This is a genomic window from Stenotrophomonas sp. 01N47 (assembly GCF_056399165.1).
In genome coordinates this window covers 48,290-69,643 of the sequence record NZ_JBFTQU010000002.1, presented here as the reverse complement: position 1 = coordinate 69,643, position 21,354 = coordinate 48,290, and the positions used below count along the sequence as shown (strand labels likewise).

At 64.3% G+C, this 21,354-nt stretch carries 12 protein-coding genes, 1 tRNA gene, 3 pseudogenes and 1 other annotated feature; of the genes and pseudogenes, 11 read left to right on the top strand and 5 right to left on the bottom strand.

From position 1 onward, the window contains the following. Positions 1-82 precede the first annotated feature (82 nt). Entirely contained in the window at positions 83-1,966 is a 1,884-nt protein-coding gene (locus AC1DKR_RS04180; RefSeq protein WP_478031290.1) for a M61 family metallopeptidase, read from the top strand. Next, complete coding sequence (locus AC1DKR_RS04175) at positions 1,963-2,628, top strand: lysoplasmalogenase (RefSeq protein ID WP_478031287.1); 666 nt, start codon at positions 1,963-1,965, stop codon at positions 2,626-2,628. The genes AC1DKR_RS04180 and AC1DKR_RS04175 overlap by 4 nt, the downstream gene beginning before the upstream one ends. Before the next feature lie 80 nt (positions 2,629-2,708). Here the strand turns inward: AC1DKR_RS04175 and AC1DKR_RS04170 are convergent, their stop codons facing one another. Genes AC1DKR_RS04170 through AC1DKR_RS04150 form a run of 5 tightly spaced genes read right to left on the bottom strand, consistent with a single transcriptional unit; the run spans position 2,709 to position 8,741 of the window. Next, entirely contained in the window at positions 2,709-3,413 is a 705-nt protein-coding gene (locus AC1DKR_RS04170; protein WP_478031284.1) for a hypothetical protein, read from the bottom strand. Further along, positions 3,410-4,366, bottom strand: a complete 957-nt coding sequence (locus AC1DKR_RS04165) for a hypothetical protein (RefSeq protein WP_478031281.1) — start codon at positions 4,364-4,366, stop codon at positions 3,410-3,412. Before AC1DKR_RS04165 ends, AC1DKR_RS04170 begins: the two co-directional genes overlap by 4 nt. A 45-nt stretch (positions 4,367-4,411) precedes the next feature. Further along, a complete protein-coding gene (locus AC1DKR_RS04160; protein WP_478031279.1) occupies positions 4,412-7,210 on the bottom strand; it encodes a TonB-dependent receptor domain-containing protein in 2,799 nt (932 codons plus the stop codon). 11 nt (positions 7,211-7,221) lie between these two features. Further along, the gene (locus AC1DKR_RS04155) at positions 7,222-8,190 is read right to left on the bottom strand and encodes a FecR family protein (protein WP_478031277.1); all 969 of its coding nucleotides are present in this window, start codon (positions 8,188-8,190) and stop codon (positions 7,222-7,224) included. Next, a complete protein-coding gene (locus tag AC1DKR_RS04150; protein WP_478031275.1) occupies positions 8,187-8,741 on the bottom strand; it encodes an RNA polymerase sigma factor in 555 nt (184 codons plus the stop codon). The genes AC1DKR_RS04155 and AC1DKR_RS04150 overlap by 4 nt, the downstream gene beginning before the upstream one ends. Positions 8,742-8,952: 211 nt before the next feature. On the opposite strand from AC1DKR_RS04150, the gene AC1DKR_RS04145 reads away from it, so the two are divergent. The 9 genes and pseudogenes from AC1DKR_RS04145 (at position 8,953) to AC1DKR_RS04105 (ending at position 21,354) form a co-directional block, all read left to right on the top strand. Continuing rightward, the gene (locus AC1DKR_RS04145; protein WP_478031273.1) at positions 8,953-11,838 is read left to right on the top strand and encodes an autotransporter domain-containing protein; all 2,886 of its coding nucleotides are present in this window, start codon (positions 8,953-8,955) and stop codon (positions 11,836-11,838) included. 97 nt (positions 11,839-11,935) lie between these two features. Continuing rightward, positions 11,936-12,940: a 2-hydroxyacid dehydrogenase gene (locus AC1DKR_RS04140; RefSeq protein WP_478031271.1), complete on the top strand. Its 1,005-nt coding sequence runs from the start codon at positions 11,936-11,938 to the stop codon at positions 12,938-12,940. An 84-nt stretch (positions 12,941-13,024) separates the two neighbouring features. Beyond that, a tRNA-Thr gene (locus tag AC1DKR_RS04135) sits at positions 13,025-13,100 on the top strand. Positions 13,101-13,500: 400 nt separating this feature from the next. Continuing rightward, on the top strand, positions 13,501-13,659 hold the full coding sequence (locus AC1DKR_RS04130; protein WP_478031269.1) for a hypothetical protein: 159 nt from the start codon (positions 13,501-13,503) through the stop codon (positions 13,657-13,659). Between the two features lie 329 nt (positions 13,660-13,988). Further along, positions 13,989-15,069, top strand: a pseudogene (locus tag AC1DKR_RS04125) (IS3 family transposase). An 82-nt stretch (positions 15,070-15,151) separates the two neighbouring features. Beyond that, a pseudogene (locus tag AC1DKR_RS04120) lies at positions 15,152-15,328 on the top strand (IS3 family transposase); the annotation flags it as partial. 967 nt (positions 15,329-16,295) lie between these two features. Continuing rightward, positions 16,296-19,040, top strand: a complete 2,745-nt coding sequence (locus tag AC1DKR_RS04115) for a hypothetical protein (RefSeq protein WP_478031267.1) — start codon at positions 16,296-16,298, stop codon at positions 19,038-19,040. A gap of 153 nt (positions 19,041-19,193) precedes the next feature. Continuing rightward, a pseudogene (locus tag AC1DKR_RS04110) lies at positions 19,194-20,412 on the top strand (IS3 family transposase); the annotation flags it as partial. After that, positions 19,472-19,586, top strand: a sequence feature (AL1L pseudoknot). (Overlaps the previous pseudogene by 115 nt.) Before the next feature lie 261 nt (positions 20,413-20,673). Then, positions 20,674-21,354 (top strand): vWA domain-containing protein, encoded by a 681-nt coding sequence (locus tag AC1DKR_RS04105; RefSeq protein WP_089239608.1) that lies wholly within the window; start codon positions 20,674-20,676, stop codon positions 21,352-21,354.

The following is a 21,354-nucleotide window of genomic DNA, read 5'->3' as shown; positions in this document are numbered from 1 at the left end:
CCACTGACCATGACCTTCGGCCATGGGGCTCGGCACCTCACAGGCCTAGCATCGGGGAATTCTCCGCTGCTGGAAGTTGCCGATGAAAACCCGTGCCCTGGTGATGTCCGTGCTGTTCGCGCTGGCGGCCACGCCCGCGCTGGCGCAGACCCCGCCACCGGGTGATGCCGCCGCCCCGGGCCTGCTGCGCATCGATGTCGACGCACGCGACCTGGCCCGGCGCATCTTCAAGGTGACCGCCACCGTGCCGGCCAAGCCCGGCCCGCTGACCCTGCTGTATCCGCAGTGGATTCCCGGCAACCATTCGCCCACCGGCCCGATCGACAAGCTGGCCGGCCTGCGGGTCACTGCCAACGGCAAGCCGCTGGCCTGGCAGCGCGACCAGTTCAACGTGTACGCGTTCAAGGTGGATGTGCCGGCGGGCGTGAGCGAGATCGTCGCCCACTTCGATTTCCTGTCTTCGCAGGGCGGTAGCCAGGGCAGGGTGGTGATGACCCCTGAAATGCTCAATCTGCAGTGGAATGCCAATTCGCTGTACCCGGCCGGCGTGGACGCGCGCAACCTGCAGGCACAGGCCAGTGTGACCCTTCCCAAGGGCTGGGCCTATGCCACGGCGCTGGAAACCGCCCGCCGTGATGGTGACACCGTGGTGTTCAAGCCGATTTCCTATGACCACCTGGTCGATTCGCCGCTGTTTGCCGGTGAGCATCACCAGCGCATCGACCTCGACCCGGGCGCGAAGGCGCCGGTGCATCTGAACGTGTTCGCCGACGATGCCAAATCGCTGAAGCCGACCGACGCGCAGCTGAAGGCGCACCGTGCGCTGGTGCAGCAGGCCGACAAGCTGTACGGCGCGCGCCACTACGATCACTACGAATTCCTGCTTGCCCTGACCGATCGTCTCGGCGGCATCGGGCTGGAGCACCATCGCTCCAGCGAGAATAGTGCCGACCCGGGCTACTTCACCGAGTGGGACAGCAATGCCTGGATGCGCGACCTGCTGCCGCATGAGTACACCCACTCGTGGAACGGCAAGTACCGTCGCGGTGCCGATCTGGCCACGGCCAACTTCAATACGCCGATGGGCGACAGCCTGCTGTGGGTGTACGAAGGGCAGACCCAGTTCTGGGGCCAGGTGCTGGCCGCGCGCTCGGGTCTGTGGACCACTGAGCAGGCGCGCGACATGCTGGCGAACGTGGCGGCAACCTATGACCGCGGCCGCCCGGGACTTGCGTGGCGCCCGCTGCAGGACACCACCAACGACCCGACCATCGCCCAGCGCCGCACGTTGCCGTACCGCAACTACCAGATGAGCGAAGACTACTATTCCGGTGGGCAGATGCTGTGGCTGGAGGTGGAGGGCAAGCTGCGTGGGCTGACCGGCAACCGTCGCAGCCTGGATGATTTCGCGCGTGCGTTCTTTGGCGTCGGCAACGGCGATTGGGATGTCAATCCGTACACCTTCGACGACGTGGTGGCGACCCTCAACGGCATCGCACCGTACGACTGGGCGAGCTTCCTGCGCCAGCGCCTGGACGGGCACGGATCGCTGACCGGCGGCCTGGAACTGGCGGGTTGGAAGCTGGTCTACCGCGATGCGCCGAACGAGGCCTACAAGGCACAGGAAAAGCGCGCGAAGGCGGCGCTGCTGGCCTATTCGCTGGGCGCGACGGTGCTCGACAGCGGCGTGGTCGGCGATGTGATCTGGGACAGCCCGGCGTTCAATGCCGGCCTGGCGCCGGGCATGAAGGTGATCGCCATTGGCGGTCGCGAATACAGCAGCCAGCGCCTGAAGGACGCGGTGGCTGCGGCAGCGACTGACAAGGCGCCGATCACACTGCTGGTCAAACAGTTCGACCGCATCGATACGATGAAGATCGACTATCACGGTGGCCTGCAGTATCCGGTGCTGGAACGCATTACCGGCCGCCCGGACCGCCTTGCAGAGCTGTGGAAGGCACGATGAAGCTGCGCACGCGTGATGGGTTAATCCTGGTGGTGGCCGTGCTGGCCATCGTCGGCGCCTACCTGGACGGCGACGGGCGCTGGCTGCACTGGTTGGCCAAGCCGGCGACCACGTTGCTGATCGCCGCCATCGCCTGGCAGGCGCGGCCGGTGGTGGATGCGTTCTACCGGCGCGCGGTGCTGGCCGGCATGCTGTTGTCCTGCGTGGGCGATATCGCGCTGATGCTGCCGATCGACGCGTTCGTGCCGGGGCTGGTTGCCTTCCTGCTTGCGCATCTCTGCTACATCGCCGCGTTCCGCGCCGGCCTGCGCGCGGGCCGCGGATTGCTCGCTGCCTTCGTGCTGCTTGCCGCATTCGCTTCGATCAACGTGGCCGGCCTGTGGCCACATCTGCCGCTGCCGATGCGCATTCCGGTGTTGGCCTACGTCCTGGTGCTGGCCGCCATGGCGGTGCTGGCACTGGCCCGTTACTGGACGCGGCCCCACGCCGATGCGCTGGAAGCGGGCAGCGCGCGTTGGGCTGCTGGTGGCGCATTGCTGTTCGTGGCCAGCGATTCATTGCTGGCATGGGATCGCTTCGGCGGTGGCCTGCCGTTGGCCAGCCTGCTCGTGCTGTCCACCTATTACGCCGCGCAGTACGCCATCGCCCGCTCGGTGAGGTAGCAGAAAAGGGGACGGAGGGGATTAAGTCGCTTTGGCCATCGTCGCGCCACTTGCGACTTAATCCCCTCCGTCCCCTTTTTCTACTGCAGGTTGCCCTTGGCGTCGTAGCGCAGGCGCACGGTCTGGCGGTCGCCGGCCACTTCATCCGGCAACCACACCAGCTTGCCGCCCTTGCGGATGACCACATACACATGGCCGACGTCGGCGGGCGTACGCATCAGTGCATTGCGCTGTTGCTGCAGGGCCTGCGTCACCCGTGGCACGGCATCGAAATCGATGTTGGCCAGTGCGGTGCTGCTGCGGCGAAGGCTGATGGTCGGCGCGAACTGTTGCGGATTCACCGCATCGCCCTTGCGCCACTGCCCGCGTTGGTAGTGGTAAGCATCCACATGGCCCGGCTGCTGTGGATCGACCAGGTCGATGTCGATGCGGCCGTCGTCATGGAAGTGGATGCTGTGGAAGACGACCAGGCGTTCGCCGGCCAGTCCGGGCATTGCCTCCAGCGCCTGCCGTGCAGCGAGCAGGCGCTCGGCGTCGAGCAGCAGGTTCGGCCGCGTGCGCCCGGGCACCTGCATCGGTTCGGGCGCTGCCCGTGGGGTGGCGATGGCCGTCGTGCGCAACGGTTGTTCCCAGGGATGTTGCTGCGTTGCATCCGCAGGCGCGGTCGATGCAGCGCCACGCAGGGTTGCGTTGACGGTCTGCAGTGCACCGCCCGCCGTGGCGACACCGGCCAGGGCCAGCACCACGCCAGCGAACACCAGCGGTGTGGACACGGGCCGCTTCACGCGTGCTCCATGCGCACGCTACGGCGATCATCCGGGTCGTACAGGATGTCGACCTGCCCACGTGGAATGTTGGCCAGGTCGAGCAGCGCAACGAAGCGGCGCACGCTGGCCTGCTGTACGTTGCCCTCGCGGTCGAGATATTCCAGCTGGAACTCCACCTGCGGTTGTTCGTTGACGTAGGTGCCGGTCTGGCGCACATCGAGCACCCGCGCTTCGGCACCGATGCCGCGGTACTTGAGGGCTTCAGCGCGCGCGTCGATCTGCAGTGTGCCGGCCAGCAGTCGCGCCAGCAGGCGCAGGGCGATCAGGTAGCTGCACAGCACCAGCGGGCAGATCAGCAGTGGATGACCGAAACCCAGGAACGTCCAACCCATGCCATCGCTTTGCAGCCGGTAGGCCATGACGTACGCAGCAGCGACCATGACGATGCCGATCAGGCCGCCGATCGCGCGGCGCCACAGGCTGGTGCGGTCCAGTTCCGGTTGCGCGCCTTCAAGCATCAGGTTGGGCGAGGGGCCTGGCGTGCGGCTGAGCAGTACTCCCAACTGCTTGCCCACGGCAAAACGCTGCAGCTGTGGCTTGCTGTCGACCACGACCAGCGTTTCGGTGATCGGCGTGCCGGACAGATTGTCGAAGGCCAGTTGCAGCCGCCACTGCGCGAAGCCGCGCACCTGCACGCCGGTCTGTTCGGCCTGCTCGATGCGCGCGCTGCGTGGCTCGCCGTCGGCGAGGATGCTGCGCACGCGTTGCAGTGCGCGCGGTGGCGCCAGCATCAGGTAATGCAGGAAGGCGTACAGCAGCACCAACCACAGCGCCAGCGACGCCGCCAGCAGGCCCAGTGCCAGCCCTGGCGCGCTGCGGTCGCCCACGTCCAGGCCGAAGTAGATCAGGCAGGGGAAGGGCAGCGCGAAGAACAACATGAGCGCGCCCAGGAACCAGAGATAGGCTTTCATGACTCGCCTTCGACGCCGTGGAACAGGCGGCGTAGCGTACTACGCTCAGCGGAATTGCAGGGTCAGCAGGAAGTAGCGCCCCAGGGGATCGTCCAGCCCGGGCATCTGCCCGCCGCTGCCGACAAGGTAGTTCACCGGCCGCGTATCGAGCAGGTTGTGCACGTCCAGAGCGGCAATCACGCGCGGGCTCAGTCGGCGCGCCAGATGCAGGTTCCAGCGCAGCTGCGCAGGGTTCATGCAGCGGCGCTGGTCATGCTGCTCCTGCGTGCATGCGTCACCGGCCAGCCATGCGCGGGTGCGGCCGACGCGGTTGCCACGCAGGGCGATGTCCCAGGATGGGTTCTGCCACTGCACGTTGAGGATGCCCGCGTTCGCAGGCGTAGCATGCCCGCGCAGATCCACCGATTCGCCATGGCTGCGATCACGACGCAGTTCCTGCTGTTTCAATGCATCCAGCGAGAACAGCCATTGCCCGTTGCGGCCGGCATCCACCCGGTACTCGCCACGCAGTACCCAGTTGCGCGAGGTGGTGCGGCCGATGTTGTCGAATGACAGTCGAAGATCACGCAGGCGGCCCTGCTCATCCAGCTCCCAGGTACCGGGATTCCACCGTGCATCCCGGGGTTGCAGGGCGAGGATCTCGTTGCGTAGTTCGACGATGTTGTGGGTCAGCGACAGCGAGAACGCATCATTCGGAGTCCAGCTGGCAGCCAGCGAGTGGCTGCGCGAGGTCTCGGCTTTCAGCGCATCGTTCTCGACCACCTCTACTTCCACCGCGCAGCCGCCACCGCGCAGCGGGCGCGCGCACGGCGGCAGGGAAGCCGATGCGGGCAGGGGATACAGGCCGAAGTAGCCCGGCGGTCGCCGCCGCTCGAAGATGCTGGGCGCGCGGTAGCCGCGGCCACTGGCCAGCAGGAACGACCAGTGCGGGCTCGGGCTCCAGCGCAGGCCGGCACGCGGCGAGAACGCGGTGTCACCGCCATCGCGGTCCAGCCGCGCGGCCACGTCCAGGCGCAGCGTCGGCGCCAACGGCAGGCCCAGTTCGGCGTAGGCGGCGTTGCTCTGCCGCGACAGACGGCGTTGCTCCAGCGGCAGGCTCAGCGCCAGCTCGCCCTTGCCCAGCAGCGGATCAGGAAGCGATGTCCAGCGCTCGCGGCGCAGATCGATACCGGTAGCCAGTTGTGCGGCACCGCCGGGCAGTGTCATGAGGGTTCGCTGCATGCCCCACCAGCCCTGCCACTGTTCGGTGCGTCCGCGGTTGTGGATGGCCGGAAACAGCTCCTCTGCCAGCCCCGGTGGCAGAGTGGAAAAGCCGGGCAGGAAATCCAGCGTTCGTGCGGCCTCCAGCAGGCGTTCGCTGCGCACGGTACCTTCGGTGCGCAGGTCCACTTGGCTGCGCTGCGCGCTGAGGCCGGCATCCCAGCTGCGGCCCGCGCGCTCACGGCCCATGCCAAAACTGATGTCGCCCTCGGTGGCATGCACGCGCGGGCGCACTTCGCCGCCTTCCTGCAGGACCACATTGAGGATCGCGCCACGGCTGAAATTGAGGGCGACGGCGGTCGGGCCCAGTTCAAAACGCTGGCGGTTGTGACTGGCGCGTGCTTCCACGTAGGCGTAGCGTCCGTCACCGCGTTCGTGGCGATAGCGCAGGTAGCCGGACAGCGTTTCCGATGCCGGTTGCAGCGAACGCGGACGTGCGCTGTCGAGCCAACAGCCGTCGTCTTCGCGCTGCAACGGCGGATGGCACTGCGTGGCAGGGAGGTAAACACCGTTGGGTATGATCAGCCCGATCGGGTACAGCGAGGTTTCTGCATGCCAGTCGCGCTGGTCACCGGCTACATGCTGGAGGCGATGCAGGTCGATGCCGGCAAACCAGCGGTCGCCACCTTCGCGCACGCCACCGGTGGCTGCCTGCACACGGTACTGATCGCCATCACCACGGCTGCTGACCCCCGATTGCAGGGTGGCCTCCGGCCCCTCGGCCTGGTCGCGCAGGATGATGTTGACCACGCCGGACATTGCATCGGCGCCGTAGATGGCCGAAGCACCGCCGCGCACCAGTTCGATGCGCTCGACGAAGCTGAGCGGAATGCCACCCAGATCGGTCAGCCCGCCTTCTTCCAGTGAGACCATCGGATAGCGCGGCAGGCGCCGGCCATTGACCAGGAACAGGGTCGCGCGCGGGCCCATGCCGTCCAGGCTGGTGGTGGCTGCCGCGCCGACCGGCAGGTACAGCGAATCACCACTGCGCGAGGTGCTCAGTGGCGGATGACCGTTCATGCCGGGCAAGTGGCGCAACAGGTCGAACAGCGTGCCGTAGCCGCTGCGCAGGATGTCTTCGCGGTCGATCACCGTTACCGGCAGCGTGGTCTGCACGGAGGTGCGCGGCAACCGGCTGCCGGTGACGTGGATCGGTGCCAGTTCCACCTGCACCGGCTTCGGTGGCGCTGGCGGCGGTGGCGGCCTTACCGGCTGCGCCACCACCGCCGGTGGAGCAGCATGCCGGCGCACCACGAATCCGCCGCTGGGTGTCTGCAGGATGTTCACCGGCATGCCGGCGACGAGCTGCTTCAGTGCGGCGGCCGGCGCCAGTGAGCCGGCGACGCCGCTGGTGCGCAGGTCCGCCAGTTCACGTGCGTCGAACACCAGGGCAATGCCACTCTGGCGTGCCCATTGCTGCAGTGCCGGCGGCAGAGCGCCAGGAGCGATCCGGTAATCGACCTGGGTGACTGCCTCGGCAGCGCCTGTCGTGGCCGCCACACCGGGCACCAGCACAACGCACAGCAGGGCCTGCAGCAGGCCCCAGCGCAGTATGTCCCAACGAAGCACACCCGGCGCCGGCATCGGCCGCCGCCTCAGTAGGTGCGGCGCAGTTCCAGCGCGCCATCCGAGCGCGGCTGGCCAGCAATGGACCACCCCAGTTCCAGGGCGGAAAGCAGTTCGTGCGCGTCGCCTGCACGGAAGGTGCCGCTGACCGCGAGGTCGGCGATATCCGGGTCGGCGACCACCAGTGGCGTGCTGCCATAGCGGTTCATGCGTTCGACCACGGTGGCCAGGGGCGTGCCGTCGAATATCAGCTTGCCCTGCGGCCAGGCCTCGGCGGCGGCGGTCGAGGACAGCTGCGGGCCCGGTTGGATCTTCCCGGAGGCCAGGACCTGCAGCTGCTGGCCCGGCGAGAGCGTGTGCTGCGCGCTGCCACTGGTGACTTCCACCACACCTTCCAGCAGCGCGACCTCGACCCGGCCGTCAGCCAGGCGTTCAACCTGGAAGGTGGTGCCGATATCGCGGATCGAACTGCCACCGGCCTGCACCCGCAGCGAGCGCGATGACGGTTCGACCTGCAGCTGGATGCGGCCGTGCTCCAGCGCCAGTTCGCGCTTGCGCCAGCCGAAGCGTGCGGTGAGCGTGGTGCCGGCGTCGAGCAGGGCGATGCTGCCATCGGCCAGCGTGCGCTGCTGCGGCAGCAGGCTGGCGTTGGCATAGGTCAGGGGCGTGGGATTGCCATCGGTGTACAGCATCCAGCCCAGGCCAACGGCGAGGCAGACGCCTGCAGCGGCGGCCACACTTGGCAGCCAACGCCGCTGCGGCCTGCGTGCCGCGCGCGCGGCGGCGGTGCGCAGCCACGGGTCGCCGGCCAGGCCGGCACTGCGCTGGTGCAGCTTCTCGGCCTGCACCCATGCGCTGACGTGCGCGGGATCCTCGGCCAGCCAGTCCTCGAAGGATTGACGCTCTTCAGGGCTGCAGTCGGGGGCTTCCAGCCGGGCTACCCAGGCGCTTGCGTGTTCAAAAAGCAACGTGTCATCCCTGTTGTCGTTGCGGATCATTCGGTGTCTCCATCATTGTGGAGAGGATCGGGGCCCAGCTCCTTGCGCAGGCCCTGCAATGCACGGGCGATGTGTTTTTCCACGGTCTTGGCGGTGATGCCGCAATGCCGGGCGATCTGTGTATAGCTCATCCCGCTGATGCGGTTGAGCAGATACACCTCGCGGGCACGTTCGGGAAGCTTGAACAGTGCCTGGCGCAGCAGGACGAGCATCTGCCCGGATTCTGCCTGACGCAGTGGATCAGGAGAAGCACTGGCGGCTTCTTCGTTGCCGTCGCGTTCGGTCAGCGACAGGTGGTTGCGCGATTGCGGCGAGCGCCCGCGGTCTGCCAGGCGGTTGCGGGCGATGCGGTACAGCAGTAGCCGCAGCTCCTCGGTGTCGTGTGCGCGGTAGCGGATCAGGCGCTCCATGCAGTCCTGGGCGATGTCCTCGGCATCCTCGGGACCGACACCGCGGGCACGCAGGAAAGCGCACAGCGGCGCGCGTTCCTCGCGTACGAATGCAATGAAGACGTCCGGAACCCCAGGTAGTTCCGGCGCAGGACGGAGCAAAGGGGAGGGCACGGACAGGGGAGGGCCTCGGACGACAATGACGGACGCGTCAACGAGTTTTACGCGACGGTGACCGGATGGGGAAGCCCATGTTTCCCTTGTATTTCCATTGTGAATGCATTCATCTTTTTTCTCGTCGCCGACTGGGGGCGTCTGCCCCGCTGCTGCGTTCTGCTTTCGACCCGTGTGGTGCGGGCGGAGAGAGAACGCAATGAAGCATTCGAAGTTGAGCATCGCCCTGGCAGGCCTGGTGGGTATCGCGACCCTGGGCCAGATGGATGACGTCATGGCAATGAATTATCACGTGCAGGGCGATCGCGTCGTACTCAGTGGCGGTGTCACCGTCGCCGACGTGGTCGCATTGCCGGCGTTGCTGGCCAAGGCACAGGCCGAAGGCCGTCCGATCCGCGAAGTCGTGCTGCGCACCTCCAATGGTGGCGCGCTGATCGCGGGTGAGTGGCTGCAGGGGGTGATCCGTACCAACGGCCTGAACACCATCGTGTCCGGCCACTGCATCTCGTCCTGCTCGATCATGCAGTCCGGTGGCGTCGAGCGTTACCTGGCCGGTGACCTGCCGCTGGTCGACTCGGTGCAGATCCACGCGGCCAGCAGTGGTGGCAAGGTGATCTATACGCCTTCGCCGCGGATGACCGAGATCTACACCGGCAACTACGGCGGCGGCATGGATGCCGGTCTGCTGCACAAGGCCATGTACGAGGTTGTGCAGCCCAACGGCCTGCTGGTCTTCCGCGATCCGGCCCGGACCACCGGCGCGTCGATCAGCTTCGATCCCGATGGCAGTGGCCGCAAGCTGGAGACCTTCCCCGGCCAGGACATCTACAGCAACAAGATCATCACCGCCGCCGGTTACCGCGACCCGGGCGACACCCTGACGGTCACCGGCAATGTCAGCGGCGACATCAACCCGGGCTACCTGCGCACTGCGCGTCAGCTGCAGACATTCGTCGATGACGACTTCGCGCGCTGGAACACCAATTGGGCCAGTACCTATATCAACCAGGCCGTCACCATCTACAACGCGGCTGCACGCGGTCCCAACGGCATCGGCACCTTCTCTGTGCAGGACTTCCTCAGCGATCCGGGCATCCAGGCGGACCTGCTGTCGCGCTTGCGCCTGGATGAGCTGGACGCCTCCACGCTGGGCAATTCGGCTGGTGTGATCCGCGTCGCCAAGGGGGGCACCTGGCGTACCGCCGAGACCACCGGCGCCGATTTCATGCTGGTGGAGAACGGCACCATCGCCCTGGAAGGCGGCGCCCTGCGCACCCCGGAACTGCGCGTGCAGGCGGCCGGCATGGTGGTCGGCCACGGTGACATCGCCTCGGTCGCCAACGACTCGGATGCACTGTTCGATGGCACCGGTCCGTCGTACCGCGAGGATGGCTTCAACCGCCTGCGCGTGTTCGGCACTTTGATGCCGCGCGGTGGAGATCTGGTCACCCACGGCTACGTCAACATCATGCCGGGCGGCAAGGTGCTGTTCGACGTCACCGAGGCGGGCGGCGCCAACAGTGGCCGCCTGCGCGTGGGCGACTTCTACGACAGCGGCGCCAACGAGGGCGCGCTGGTCATCTCGCCGGGCGCGCACCTGGAGCTGAACGTGGCGCAGGGCTTCTACGCCGGCAACTACCAGCGCGAGCTGGTGAGCGGCCCGATCTACCAAGGCGGTTTCACCGATGCGGTGCGCCTGGGTGACACCGGCTATACGGCCAGCATCACCAACGGCGAGGTGTTCCGGCCGCGCCACAACTCGTTGCTGAGCTTCAACATCAACCAGACCGCCGAGGGCCTGTCGCTGACCGCGAACCCCGGTTTCGACCAGCTTGCGCAGCTCACCGGCAGCAACGGCAACGACGGTCTCGGCCGTGCGCTGGCAACCGCCGGCCAGCGCCAGGATGCCGGCCTGAAGCCGCTGCTGGGTGCACTGCAGTTTGCTGACCGCGATGTGATCGCACAGCAGGCCGGTGCACTGCGCGGTGATGGCCACGCCAGCCTGCGCCTGGCCGACAACGCGCTGGTCGGCAGCATCGGCAGCGTGGTGCAGCAGCACCAGGCCGCACGACGCAGCGGCAGCGGTGACGCCGGCGGCTTGGCCGCACAGGCAGCGCAGGCGGCTTCGGCGCAGACCGGCATGGTCAATGGCAGCCTGTTCAACCAGTTGGCGATGCACCTGGTGGAGCCGGCGGGGGCGGGCGGTGGCAACACCAACTTCGGCGGCGAAGCACCACGCAACCACGGCCTCTGGGGCCGCGGCTTCGGCAGCCACGGCCGCATCGACGGTGAGGGCGGCGTGGCCGGCCTGAGCCATACCGTCGGCGGCATCGTGCTCGGTGCCGATACGCAGCTGGCCGATGACCGGGTGACCCTGGGCGTCAGCGTTGCCGCTGCGGACATGTCGACCAAGGGCCGCGATGGTTCCGGGTTCACCGGTGATGTGCGCGCGCTGGATGTGGGCGGCTACCTGGATGCCACCTACTCGCGTGGCTACCTCTCGGCCTCGGTGCGCTACACCGATCTGCGCCACGACACCCGCCGCAGCATCGAGGGCATCGACGGCCTGCAGGGCCCGCTGCGTGCCAAGTACAACAACGATGCGATCTCGGCCCGCCTGGAGCACGGCTTCTCGTTCACCACCGCCAAGGGTGTGGTGATCCAGCCGCTGCTGCCGGTGGTCGACTACGCGCGCACCTCGGCCACCCGCTTCAATGAAGGGCAGGGTGCTGGCGCGCTGGTCGGGCGTGGTGACAGCCTGGAAAGCATCCGCGTCGGCGCAGGCCTGCAGTTGTTCAAGACCTTCGAAGGCAACAACGGCGAGCGCATCACCCCGCGCGCGCGCGTGGTCTGGCAGAAGGAACTGGGCGACACCCAGGCCCGTTACAGCACCGGCTTCGCCGCTGCGCCGGACCTGGTGTTCGGTGCCAGCAGCCAGACCGTGGGCGAACAGGTGCTGGCCTGGAACCTGGGTGTGACCAGCCGCGCCAGCGATCGCCTGTCGGTGATGGTTGACTACGTGGGCGAGCGTCGCGACGGCCAGCTGCAGAACGGCGTGATGCTGGGCCTGGGCTATACGTTCTAAGGCAGTACCGGCACCGGCGGCTGTCACGTCGCCGGTGCCATCCCCATCGATGTGTGGGTGCGCTATGGTCGTGGCGGATTTCCGCGCAGGCCTTGCCATGCAGATCGCCGTTTTCAGTGCCCGTCCCTACGACCGCCGCTTTCTCGAGGAAGCCAACGCGCGTGAAGGGGCAGGGCAGCCGTTCCAGTTCGTGTACTTCGACGCCGCGCTGGACGTGCACACCGCCGCACTGGCACAGGACTGCGCCGCCGTCTGCGTGTTCGTCAACGACCGGCTTGATGCACCGGTGCTGCAGGCCCTGCACGCACTGGGTGTGCGCGCGGTGCTGCTGCGCTGCGCCGGCTTCAATAATGTGGATCTGGCCACCGCGAACGTGCTCGGCCTGTTCGTCGCCCGCGTGCCGGCCTACTCGCCCGAAGCCGTGGCCGAGCATGCACTGGCGCTGGTGATGACCCTCAACCGGCAGACCCATCGCGCCTACAACCGCGTGCGCGAGGGCAACTTCATGCTCGATGGCCTGCTCGGCCGCACCCTGCATGGCAAAACCGTGGGCATCGTCGGTACCGGCAAGATCGGGCTGACCACCGCGCGCATCTTCCGCGGCATGGGCTGCACCGTGCTGGGGCACGATCCGTATCCATCGCCGGCCTTCGCGGAGATCGGCGCGATGGTTGAACTGGACGAGCTGCTGTCCCGCTCGGACATTGTCTCTCTGCATTGCCCGCTGACCCCGGATACCCAGCATCTGATCGACGACGCCTCACTGGCGCGGATGAAGCCCGGCGCGATGCTGGTCAACACCTCGCGTGGCGGGCTGGTCGATACCCATGCGGTGATCCGCGCGCTGAAGTCGCGCCGGCTGGGTCACCTGGCCATCGACGTCTACGAGCAGGAAAGCGCGCTGTTCTTCCAGGACCTGTCCGGCGAGATCATCGACGACGAGGCCTTCCAGCGCCTGATGACCTTTCCCAACGTGCTGGTGACCGGCCACCAGGGCTTCTTCACCGTGGAGGCGCTGCAGGAGATCTCGGCGATCACGCTGGGCAATCTGGCCGATTTCGCGGCGGGTCGGGAGTGCGGCAACCGGGTGATGGTGGGCTGAGGGGCCGGGCGGGTGGGCGTTTTACGGTAATCGTCACGACCGCATTGACCGCAGGGGTGGGGCGACCGTAAAATCGCCTGCTCAGCCGGAATAGCTCAGTTGGTAGAGCGGCGCATTCGTAATGCGTAGGTCGTAGGTTCGATTCCTATTTCCGGCACCAGATACAGCAAAAAAGCCCCGACCTTGGTCGGGGCTTTTTGTTTGGTGGGCGTTGGAACTCATTGATTGGTGAGGGATTTGCTCGCAGCCGATTGTTGGCTGGGCTTCCGTGCAGATGATTGCGGATGATTCGTGTCCGTAAGAACGGCCTGAATCGGGGAGATGGACTGGCTTCAATGCCGCTAACGTTGAAGCGCGGCTCCGGAAACAAAGCATGGTTGCTCACCGTACTGTGGTTCTGTTTGCGACAATTTGCGTGTTGCGTGGGAAGAGCCCGCACTCCTTGCCGTGGCTGCTTTTGTGTATTACGAGCGCAACGAGATTCCAGACTTCGTAGGCGGAGCGCTGGATGGCTTTAACGGCACCAGCCACATGGAACCGAAGTAAGAGAGGAACTCACGATGAAAGAACTGAGCGCTTTTGAAGTTGAATTGGTTTCGGGTGGTGATGGCATGACCTACACTTGGGGCAAAATGGTCGGCGAAGCTGCGCGTTCTGCGTGGGATGCAATGAAGGATTATGCATCGTCCATGGATTCTTCGACGGATGTGATCCCCTAATAGGCGAGTGCAAGGTGTCAGGCTTGCGCCTGACAAATTTATAAACTGAGGATTTTCTTCATGAGGCACAGTGGAGCAGCAGAATCCAGTAATTCCCTGGAATAAAGGTCCGAATCTTATTGCGTGTTTCGGGTAAAGAAGCGCGATGTTCATGCGGTTTCTCTGGTAGCCGCAATCTGGTTTTTGTGGAGCCAAGGTGGCGAAATCGCAGGACTTTTCAAGAGCCTGTTCGACGCTCTCGCTTAGGCGTCTTGATCCACGGTAGTCCCCCCGCAGGTTAGCCGCAGCCAGAAGTGGAATTTTCTCGTAGCCTAACCCGAGGAGATCCCATGAAGAAGTCACGATTCACCGACAGTCAGATCATCGCCGTACTCAAGCAGGCCGAGGCCGGGACGCCTGTCCCTGACCTTTGCCGGCAGCATGGCATCAGCTCAGCGACGTTCTACAAGTGGCGCAGCAAATTCGGCGGCATGGATGCGTCCATGGTGTCCCAGCTCAAAGAGCTTCAGGACGAGAACCGACGGCTGAAGAAGATGTATGCCGATGCGCAGCTCAGTGCCGATCTGCTGAAGGAAGCGCTAGCAAAAAAATGGTGAGGCCATCTCAGCGTCGCGAGATGGCCCAGCAGGCGGTCCAGGGAGGCATCACCAGCATCGTTCATGCGTGCAGAACGTTCGAGGTGAGTCAGACCTGCTACCGCTATCAGGCCAAGGCCAGCCAGGAAAACGCGATGATCGCCGACTGGTTGCTCAGGCTGACCAGCGCCTACCGCGATTGGGGCTTTGGGCTGTGCTTCCTGCATCTGCGCAACGTGAAGGGCTTCGCTTGGAACCACAAGCGCGTGTATCGGATCTATCGCGAGCTGGAGCTGAATCTGCGCATTAAGCCGCGCAAGCGCATCGTCTGGGAAGTGCCGGAGCCTTTGACGGTGCCTGAGGCGGCCAACCAGACCTGGTCGATGGATTTCATGCACGATCAGCTGGCTGATGGACGCAGTTTCCGGATGCTCAACGTACTGGATGACTTCAACCGCCAAGGACCAGCGATGGAGGTCGACATCTCCTTGCCTGCGGCGCGCGTCATCCGCAGCTTGGAACAGGTCATTCAATGGCGCGGAAAGCCCCGCGCCATACGCTGCGACAACGGGCCGAGTACATCAGCGGAGCGCTGCAAGCATGGGCCGAGCGGCACGATATCGCGCTGCTCTACACCCAGCCAGGCAATCCTCAGCAGAACGCCTACATCGAGCGCTACAACCGGACCGTGCGTTACGCTTGGCTTGCCAGCAACCTGTTCAATGACATCGAACAGGTCCAGGACATCGCCACTCGTTGGCTATGGACTTACAACCACGAGCGTCCAAACATGGCGCTCGGCGGCATCACGCCAATGCAGGCTCTCAACAGATGAACGTCTGGTCAACTTGCACTGGCAGCATAGTTCCACTTTTGGCGACTGCTAAAAGCGGGGGGATTACCGTGGCTATTGGGCCCGTCAGCCACGCATCGGCACCCGCAAGCTCCACGGTCTGATCAGGCCGGCACTGCAGGCATCGGGGATAGCGATGGGACGGGACCGCCTGTTTGGTGTCCTTCGTAATGCCCGGCTTCTGGTTCCGATGCGGCGGGCATATCACAAGACAACCGACAGCCATTACCGCTTCCGACGGCAGGGCGCTGTTGAGGGCCACCGCATGTATGGTCACACCTCTGGCCAGAAGTGTCGCCGCCAGCCTCGCGCCGATCGCAACGACGATGACCGTCACCGGTTTGGGAATTTTCAACCTGTTCGAAGTGCCGGTGGGATCGGGGTGACGCAACTGGATTTCATCACGCGGCCGAAACGTTGCCTGCGGCCTAATCGCGCCATGTGCTATTCGGCCCATATCAAAGGTGCTTTTCGTACGCCGGTCGGGAGAGGCGGAGGCGTGTCTTCGCCGGCAGGGGGCGGCGAATCCTGCCTGGAAGCAAACAGGCATCCCCCCGCTGTGCCTGATGGTCGGCCACGAGCCCGCTCTCCGCCGCAGAGCGCTGGGTGACAAGTCAAGTTGATGGTGCCGACGTATTCCCGGCGATAAAACATGCTTCCTTTTTGGCGGGAAATTTCGATTCTTTCATTAGCAATGTCTATAGCCCCAGCAGCTACCGCAGCAGCAGTCGTAGCAATAGCCAGAGCTATCTCGTAGTCATTTTCTAGGCGGCATCCACGGTTCGATGGCTGATTCTCTGTTGTCTCCGTGGAATCTTTGACATTTGAAGCGTTTTTCGCGCGGGGGCGTTCCATGAATCGCATTCTGTTGAGTGCCGGGAAAATTCTGGGAGCTATCGCGATGGTTTATCCGGATTCTGGATAATTTTCATCAGGCGAGGGCTTCCGCGAGCGCAAGGTTCATGAAAACGTATCTGAACGATTTGGTTCTGCTTGGCCGCTGCCGGAGATGGTGGTTCTATTGTATTGAGAAAATTAAAGTATATTTTTTAAAGTGATTTTATTTAGCAAAAAAATATGTTTTTTTTAAAGCTAAGGAAATATCATCATTGGAGAATGGAATGGATACTCGGCAGCGGAATAATTGCGAGAGTGATAGCGTGAAAAATCGCTTTCGCTGTTTCCGATACAGGGCCTTGGTGATGGGCTTGTCGCTGGTCATTTGCATGTCAGTACAAGCGCAGGTTGCATTGTTCAATGATTTTGTCGATGGCACCTGTGCAGGCTTGTCCGATCCCGCGTCGGTCAGTCCTTTCACAAGCTCTGCCTGTACTTTGGCTCTGGGAAATGCGACGTCAGCGGGAATCACCGGTAACACCAGAATGGTAATAAATCAGAACGGCTTCTTTTCCCGGGGAGGGTTGGAAGTCTTCGGCGACGGTGTCGCCGCTGGCTCGCCCGTGGCCTACCTGCACGGGCAACTCAGCCTGTTTAGTGGGGGGACCATGTCCGGTACGGCCAACAAGATCATTGGCGTGGCGGCTGGAACCGCCGCAACCGATGCCGCCAACGTCGGGCAGTTGCAATCGGCTGGATTCTCAATCAATGCAGCTGGCGAGGTGACAAACCCGGCGGCGACATACGACAGCATCGCGCGCGACAGGATCTCCCTTGACGGTGCGGCGGGGACTACGGTCACCAATGTGGCCGCCGGCACGGCGCCCACCGATGCGGTCAATTTCAGCCAACTCAGTGTTACCAACCAGGCCCTGACGACGCTGGAACAGAATGCCCTGCTATGGGATGCGGCTGCCAACGGCGGTGCCGGGGGCTACAGTGCCAACCGTGGAGGTGTTCCGAGCAAACTAGTGAACGTGGCGCCGGGCGATCTAAGCACCGCAAGCACCGAYGCAGTCAACGGTTCGCAGTTGTTCCAGACCAACCAGGACGTGACCACGCTGGGCACCCGTGTAACCACGGCGGAGGGGAGCATTAGCATTCTCGATGGTCGCGTGACCACAAGTGAAACGGCGATCACCAACCTTACCAGCGCGATCGGTCCCAGTGATTCGGCTTATCTGGTTCAGAACGGCCGTGGTTCGCGCTATTCGCGCACCAACGAAACCGGCTTGGCCGAGGACGATGCACACGCACAGGCGGCCGGCTCGACGGCGATTGGCTACAACGCGATCGGTTCGGCTGCCGATGCGGTGGCAATCGGTCGGAACAGCCAGGCTGGCCATGCCGGAAGTGTGGCGCTGGGTGCCGGTTCTGTGGCCAACGGCAGCACGCTGGGCAATGCGGCCTACTTGGTGGGCGGGGCTGCGACCGGCGAGGTCAACGTCGGCAGCCGCCGTGTCACCGGCGTCGCTGCAGGCGCAGGCGATAACGATGCGGTCAATGTGGCGCAGCTCAAGGCTGTCTCCACCAGCGCTACGCAGGCCGACCAGCGTGGCCTGAAGTACGACTGGAATGATCTGAACGCCAACGGCGCTGTCGATCCGGGCGAAGTGGACTATACCCGGGCGGTACTGGCCGGGCCGGCCAGTACCGACGGCGGCCTGACCGGTGGTACCCGGTTGACCAACCTGGCCCAGGGGGCGGTGTCTGCGTCATCCACCGACGCAGTCAACGGTTCGCAGTTGTACAGCATCGCTGGGCAGAATGATGTGGCGTATGTCGCCCAGCATGGACGCGGCCTGCGTTACATACGCAGCAATGATAGTGGGTTGGCCGATGAGGACGCCCATGCCCAGGCGGTAGGTTCCACCGCAGTGGGCTACAACGCCGTAAGTCGGGCAGGGAACGCTGTAGCGGTCGGCCGTGGCTCCATCGCGGACCATGCCAATTCCGTCGCCCTCGGCTCGGGCTCGGCAACGACGGTGGGCGCCCAAAGCGGCTACAACGCTGCCTATGTCGGCAACAGCAATTCGACCGGGCAGGTCCAAGTTGGCGGCCGCACGCTAGGGGGCCTTGCTGCTGGCGCGGCCGCTGACGATGCGGTCAACGTCGCTCAGTTGCAGTCGGGCGTCACTACTGCCATCGGTGAGGCTGTCACACAGGCAAATACGTACACCGATACGCGCATCAACCAGATCGCTGGCAGCGTCGTCCAGTACGACAATCGAATCACCGCCGTCGAGAGCGACGTGAATGACGTAAAGAATGGTGCTGCCGGGCTCTTCCAGGTGAACCAAGGAAATACTGCAGCGCCCATGGCAAGCGGCGCAAATGCTTCGGCGGGCGGTGCCGGCGCCGTAGCATCGGGCAGCAACAGCACGGCACTTGGTAGCTCTGCCAATGCGTCGGCCAGCAATTCCGTCGCCTTGGGCGCCGGTTCCGTGGCAAACCAGGCGAATACCGTCTCGGTTGGATCTGCAGGGAATGAACGCAGGGTTGCCAACGTCGCGGCCGGCGTGTCTGATACCGATGCAGTCAACGTATCCCAGTTGAAGGGCTTTACAACTGGCGGAGTGCAGTACGACAAGAATGCCGATGGCAGTAACAACACCAACAGTCTGACGTTCAATCCGGATGGCAGCGGTCAGACCGCCTTGCATAATGTTGGCGCGGGGGTTGCTCCCACCGATGCAGTCAATGTCGGGCAGCTGAAGTCAGGTTTGAGCGAGGCAGTGACCACCGCAAACTCCTATACCGACGGTCGCATCGCCGCGATCCAGAACGACGCGTGGAACCTTCGGGGGGACGTGCGTCGCTTGGAGCGCGACATGCATGCGGGCATTGCCACTGCCATCGCTCTCAAGGCGGCGCCTTTCGTGGCCGGACGGACGACCTACTACGCAGGTGTTGGTGGATATCGGAGCCAGGCCGCGGTCGGCATAAGTCTGAGGCGGACTGCGGACAGTGGCCGCTGGAGCGTGGAAGGTGGCGCCTCCACCAATCGCGAGGGCACAGGCGTCTACCTGGGTTTCAGTGGGGTACTTGGCGATTGAGCGGTCAGGCGAGGGCGCTGCACATCGGCGGCCCACCGGCCTCTCCGTTATGTGGTTGCCAGAGCACAGACGGTCACGATACTCGCCGGCGCGGCGATCCGACTGAATCTTCCCGGGTTCCGTGGAGGCTCCAACCGTTGAGAAGATGGAGCCTTGAAAAAGTCGAACAAGTTCTCACCTGAAGTCCGCGAGTGGGCAGTGCGCATGGTGCAGGAGCATCGCGGGGAGCACGCATCGCTGTGGCTGGCAGTGGAGCCGATCGCTCCGAAGATCGGCTGTGTTCCGCAGACGCCGCTGACCTGGGTCAAGCGCAGAGAGATCGACACTGGCGTACGTGAAGGCGTCACGACGTCCGAAGCGGAGCGTGTCAAGGAACTGGAGCGCGAGGTCAAGGAGCTGCGTCGGGCCAACGAGATCCTGAAAGTGGCGAGCGCGTTTTTCGCCAAGGCAGAGCTCGACCGCCGACTCAAGTCTTGAGGGGCCTGATTGATGAGCACCGCGACAGATTCGGGGTCGAGCCAATCTGCAAGGTTTGCAGATTTTCCGATCCGGATATCGACGCTATGCGGCGCTTCGGCGCGATCCACAACGGCGTTGTTCACGTGCTCATAGTGACGAGGCTTTGGCGCCTCAGATCGAGCGCGTCTGGCGGACCAACATGCAGGTCTACGGTGCCGCCAAGGTCTGGCGTCAACTGGCTCGCCAGGGGACGGTGGTAGCATGCTGCACGATCGAACGGTTGATGCGTCGCCTGGGACTACGCGGCGTAGTGCGGGGCAAGGTCGTGCGGACGACAATCAGCGACTGCAAAGCAGCGTATCCGCAGGACAAGGTCAACCGGCAATTCCGCGCCGAACGTTCTAACCAGCTCTGGGTCTCGGACTTCACCTACGTCTCGACGTGGCAGGGATGGAAATATGTTGCTTTCGTGATCGACGTCTTCGCCAGGCGAATCGCCGGTTGGCGTGTCAGCAGCTCGATGCGGACCGACTTCGTCCTTGATGCGCCGGAGCAAGCCTTGTACGCGCGGCAGCCAGACAGCGACAACAGCCTGATGCATCACTCCGACCGTGGGTCGCAATATGTGTCCATCCGTTATAGCGAACGGTTAGCCGGAGCCGGCGTGGAGCCCTCTGTGGGAAGCAAAGGCGACAGCTATGACAATGCGCTGGCCGAGACGATCAACGCCCTCTACAAGGCTGAATTGATCCATCGCCGGGCACCCTGGAAGACTAAGGAGCCCTTGGAACTGGCCACGCTCGAATGGGTGTCTTGGTTCAACCATCATCGGCTGCGGGGGCCCATCGGCTATCTCCCGCCCGCCGAGGCTGAGGCAAACTACTACCGGCAATTCGCCAGTCAAGTCGCAGCGGTGGCGGCCCGACTTAAACCAACTGGCCTCCATGGAACCCGGGGCGATTCACTAGTGCTAGGCTGGGTTCGTAATGCGTAGGTCGTAGGTTCGATTCCTATTTCCGGCACCAGTTGTAATGAAGAGCCCCGGCCTTGGTCGGGGCTTTTTGTTTGGGCTGCACGCCTCCCCGCCGAACCTCGCCCCTTGGCCCTTCAGTTCCCCCTATAATCGGCCGCGCAGATCACCTGCACCGGTCCACCCGCACGGAGGCTTTCCATCATGTCCATTGCTGCAATTCCCGATGTTTCCCTGGTCGACAACAGTGAACAGCGCACGCCGCTGATCCTGGTGCTGGACTGCTCCGGCAGCATGAGCGGTGGCCCCATCGAGCAGTTGAACGCGGGCCTGAAGCTGCTGGAGCAGGAACTGAAGGCCGATGTGATCGCGGCCAAGCGCGTGCGCGTGCTGCTGGTCGAGTACGGCGGTATGGACAACGCCGCCATCAGTGGTGACTGGTGCGACGCGATGGATTTCGCTGCACCCACGCTGTCGGCCAACGGCACCACGCCGACTGGCGCGGCGGTGGAACTGGCACTGCAGGAAATCGAAGACGAGAAGGCGCGCTTCCGCCAGGCCGGCGTCGCCTACACCCGGCCGTGGCTGTTCCTGATGTCCGACGGCCAGCCTACCGATGCATGGGAAGCGGTGGCCGAGCAGTGCCGCGAGGCCGAGCAGCAGAACAAGGTGGCGGTGTTCCCGATCGCCGTCGGCAATGCCGACATGAGCGTGCTGGGTCAGTTCAGCCGTAATGGCGAGCGCGGCGTGAAGCGCCTGCAGGGCCTGCAGTTCAAGGAGCTGTTCCTGTGGCTGAGCGCGAGCATGCGGGTGGTCTCCAATTCGACGCCCGGCGGGCAGGTGCAACTGCCGGCTACCGACAGCTGGTCGCAAGTGCCGGTCTGA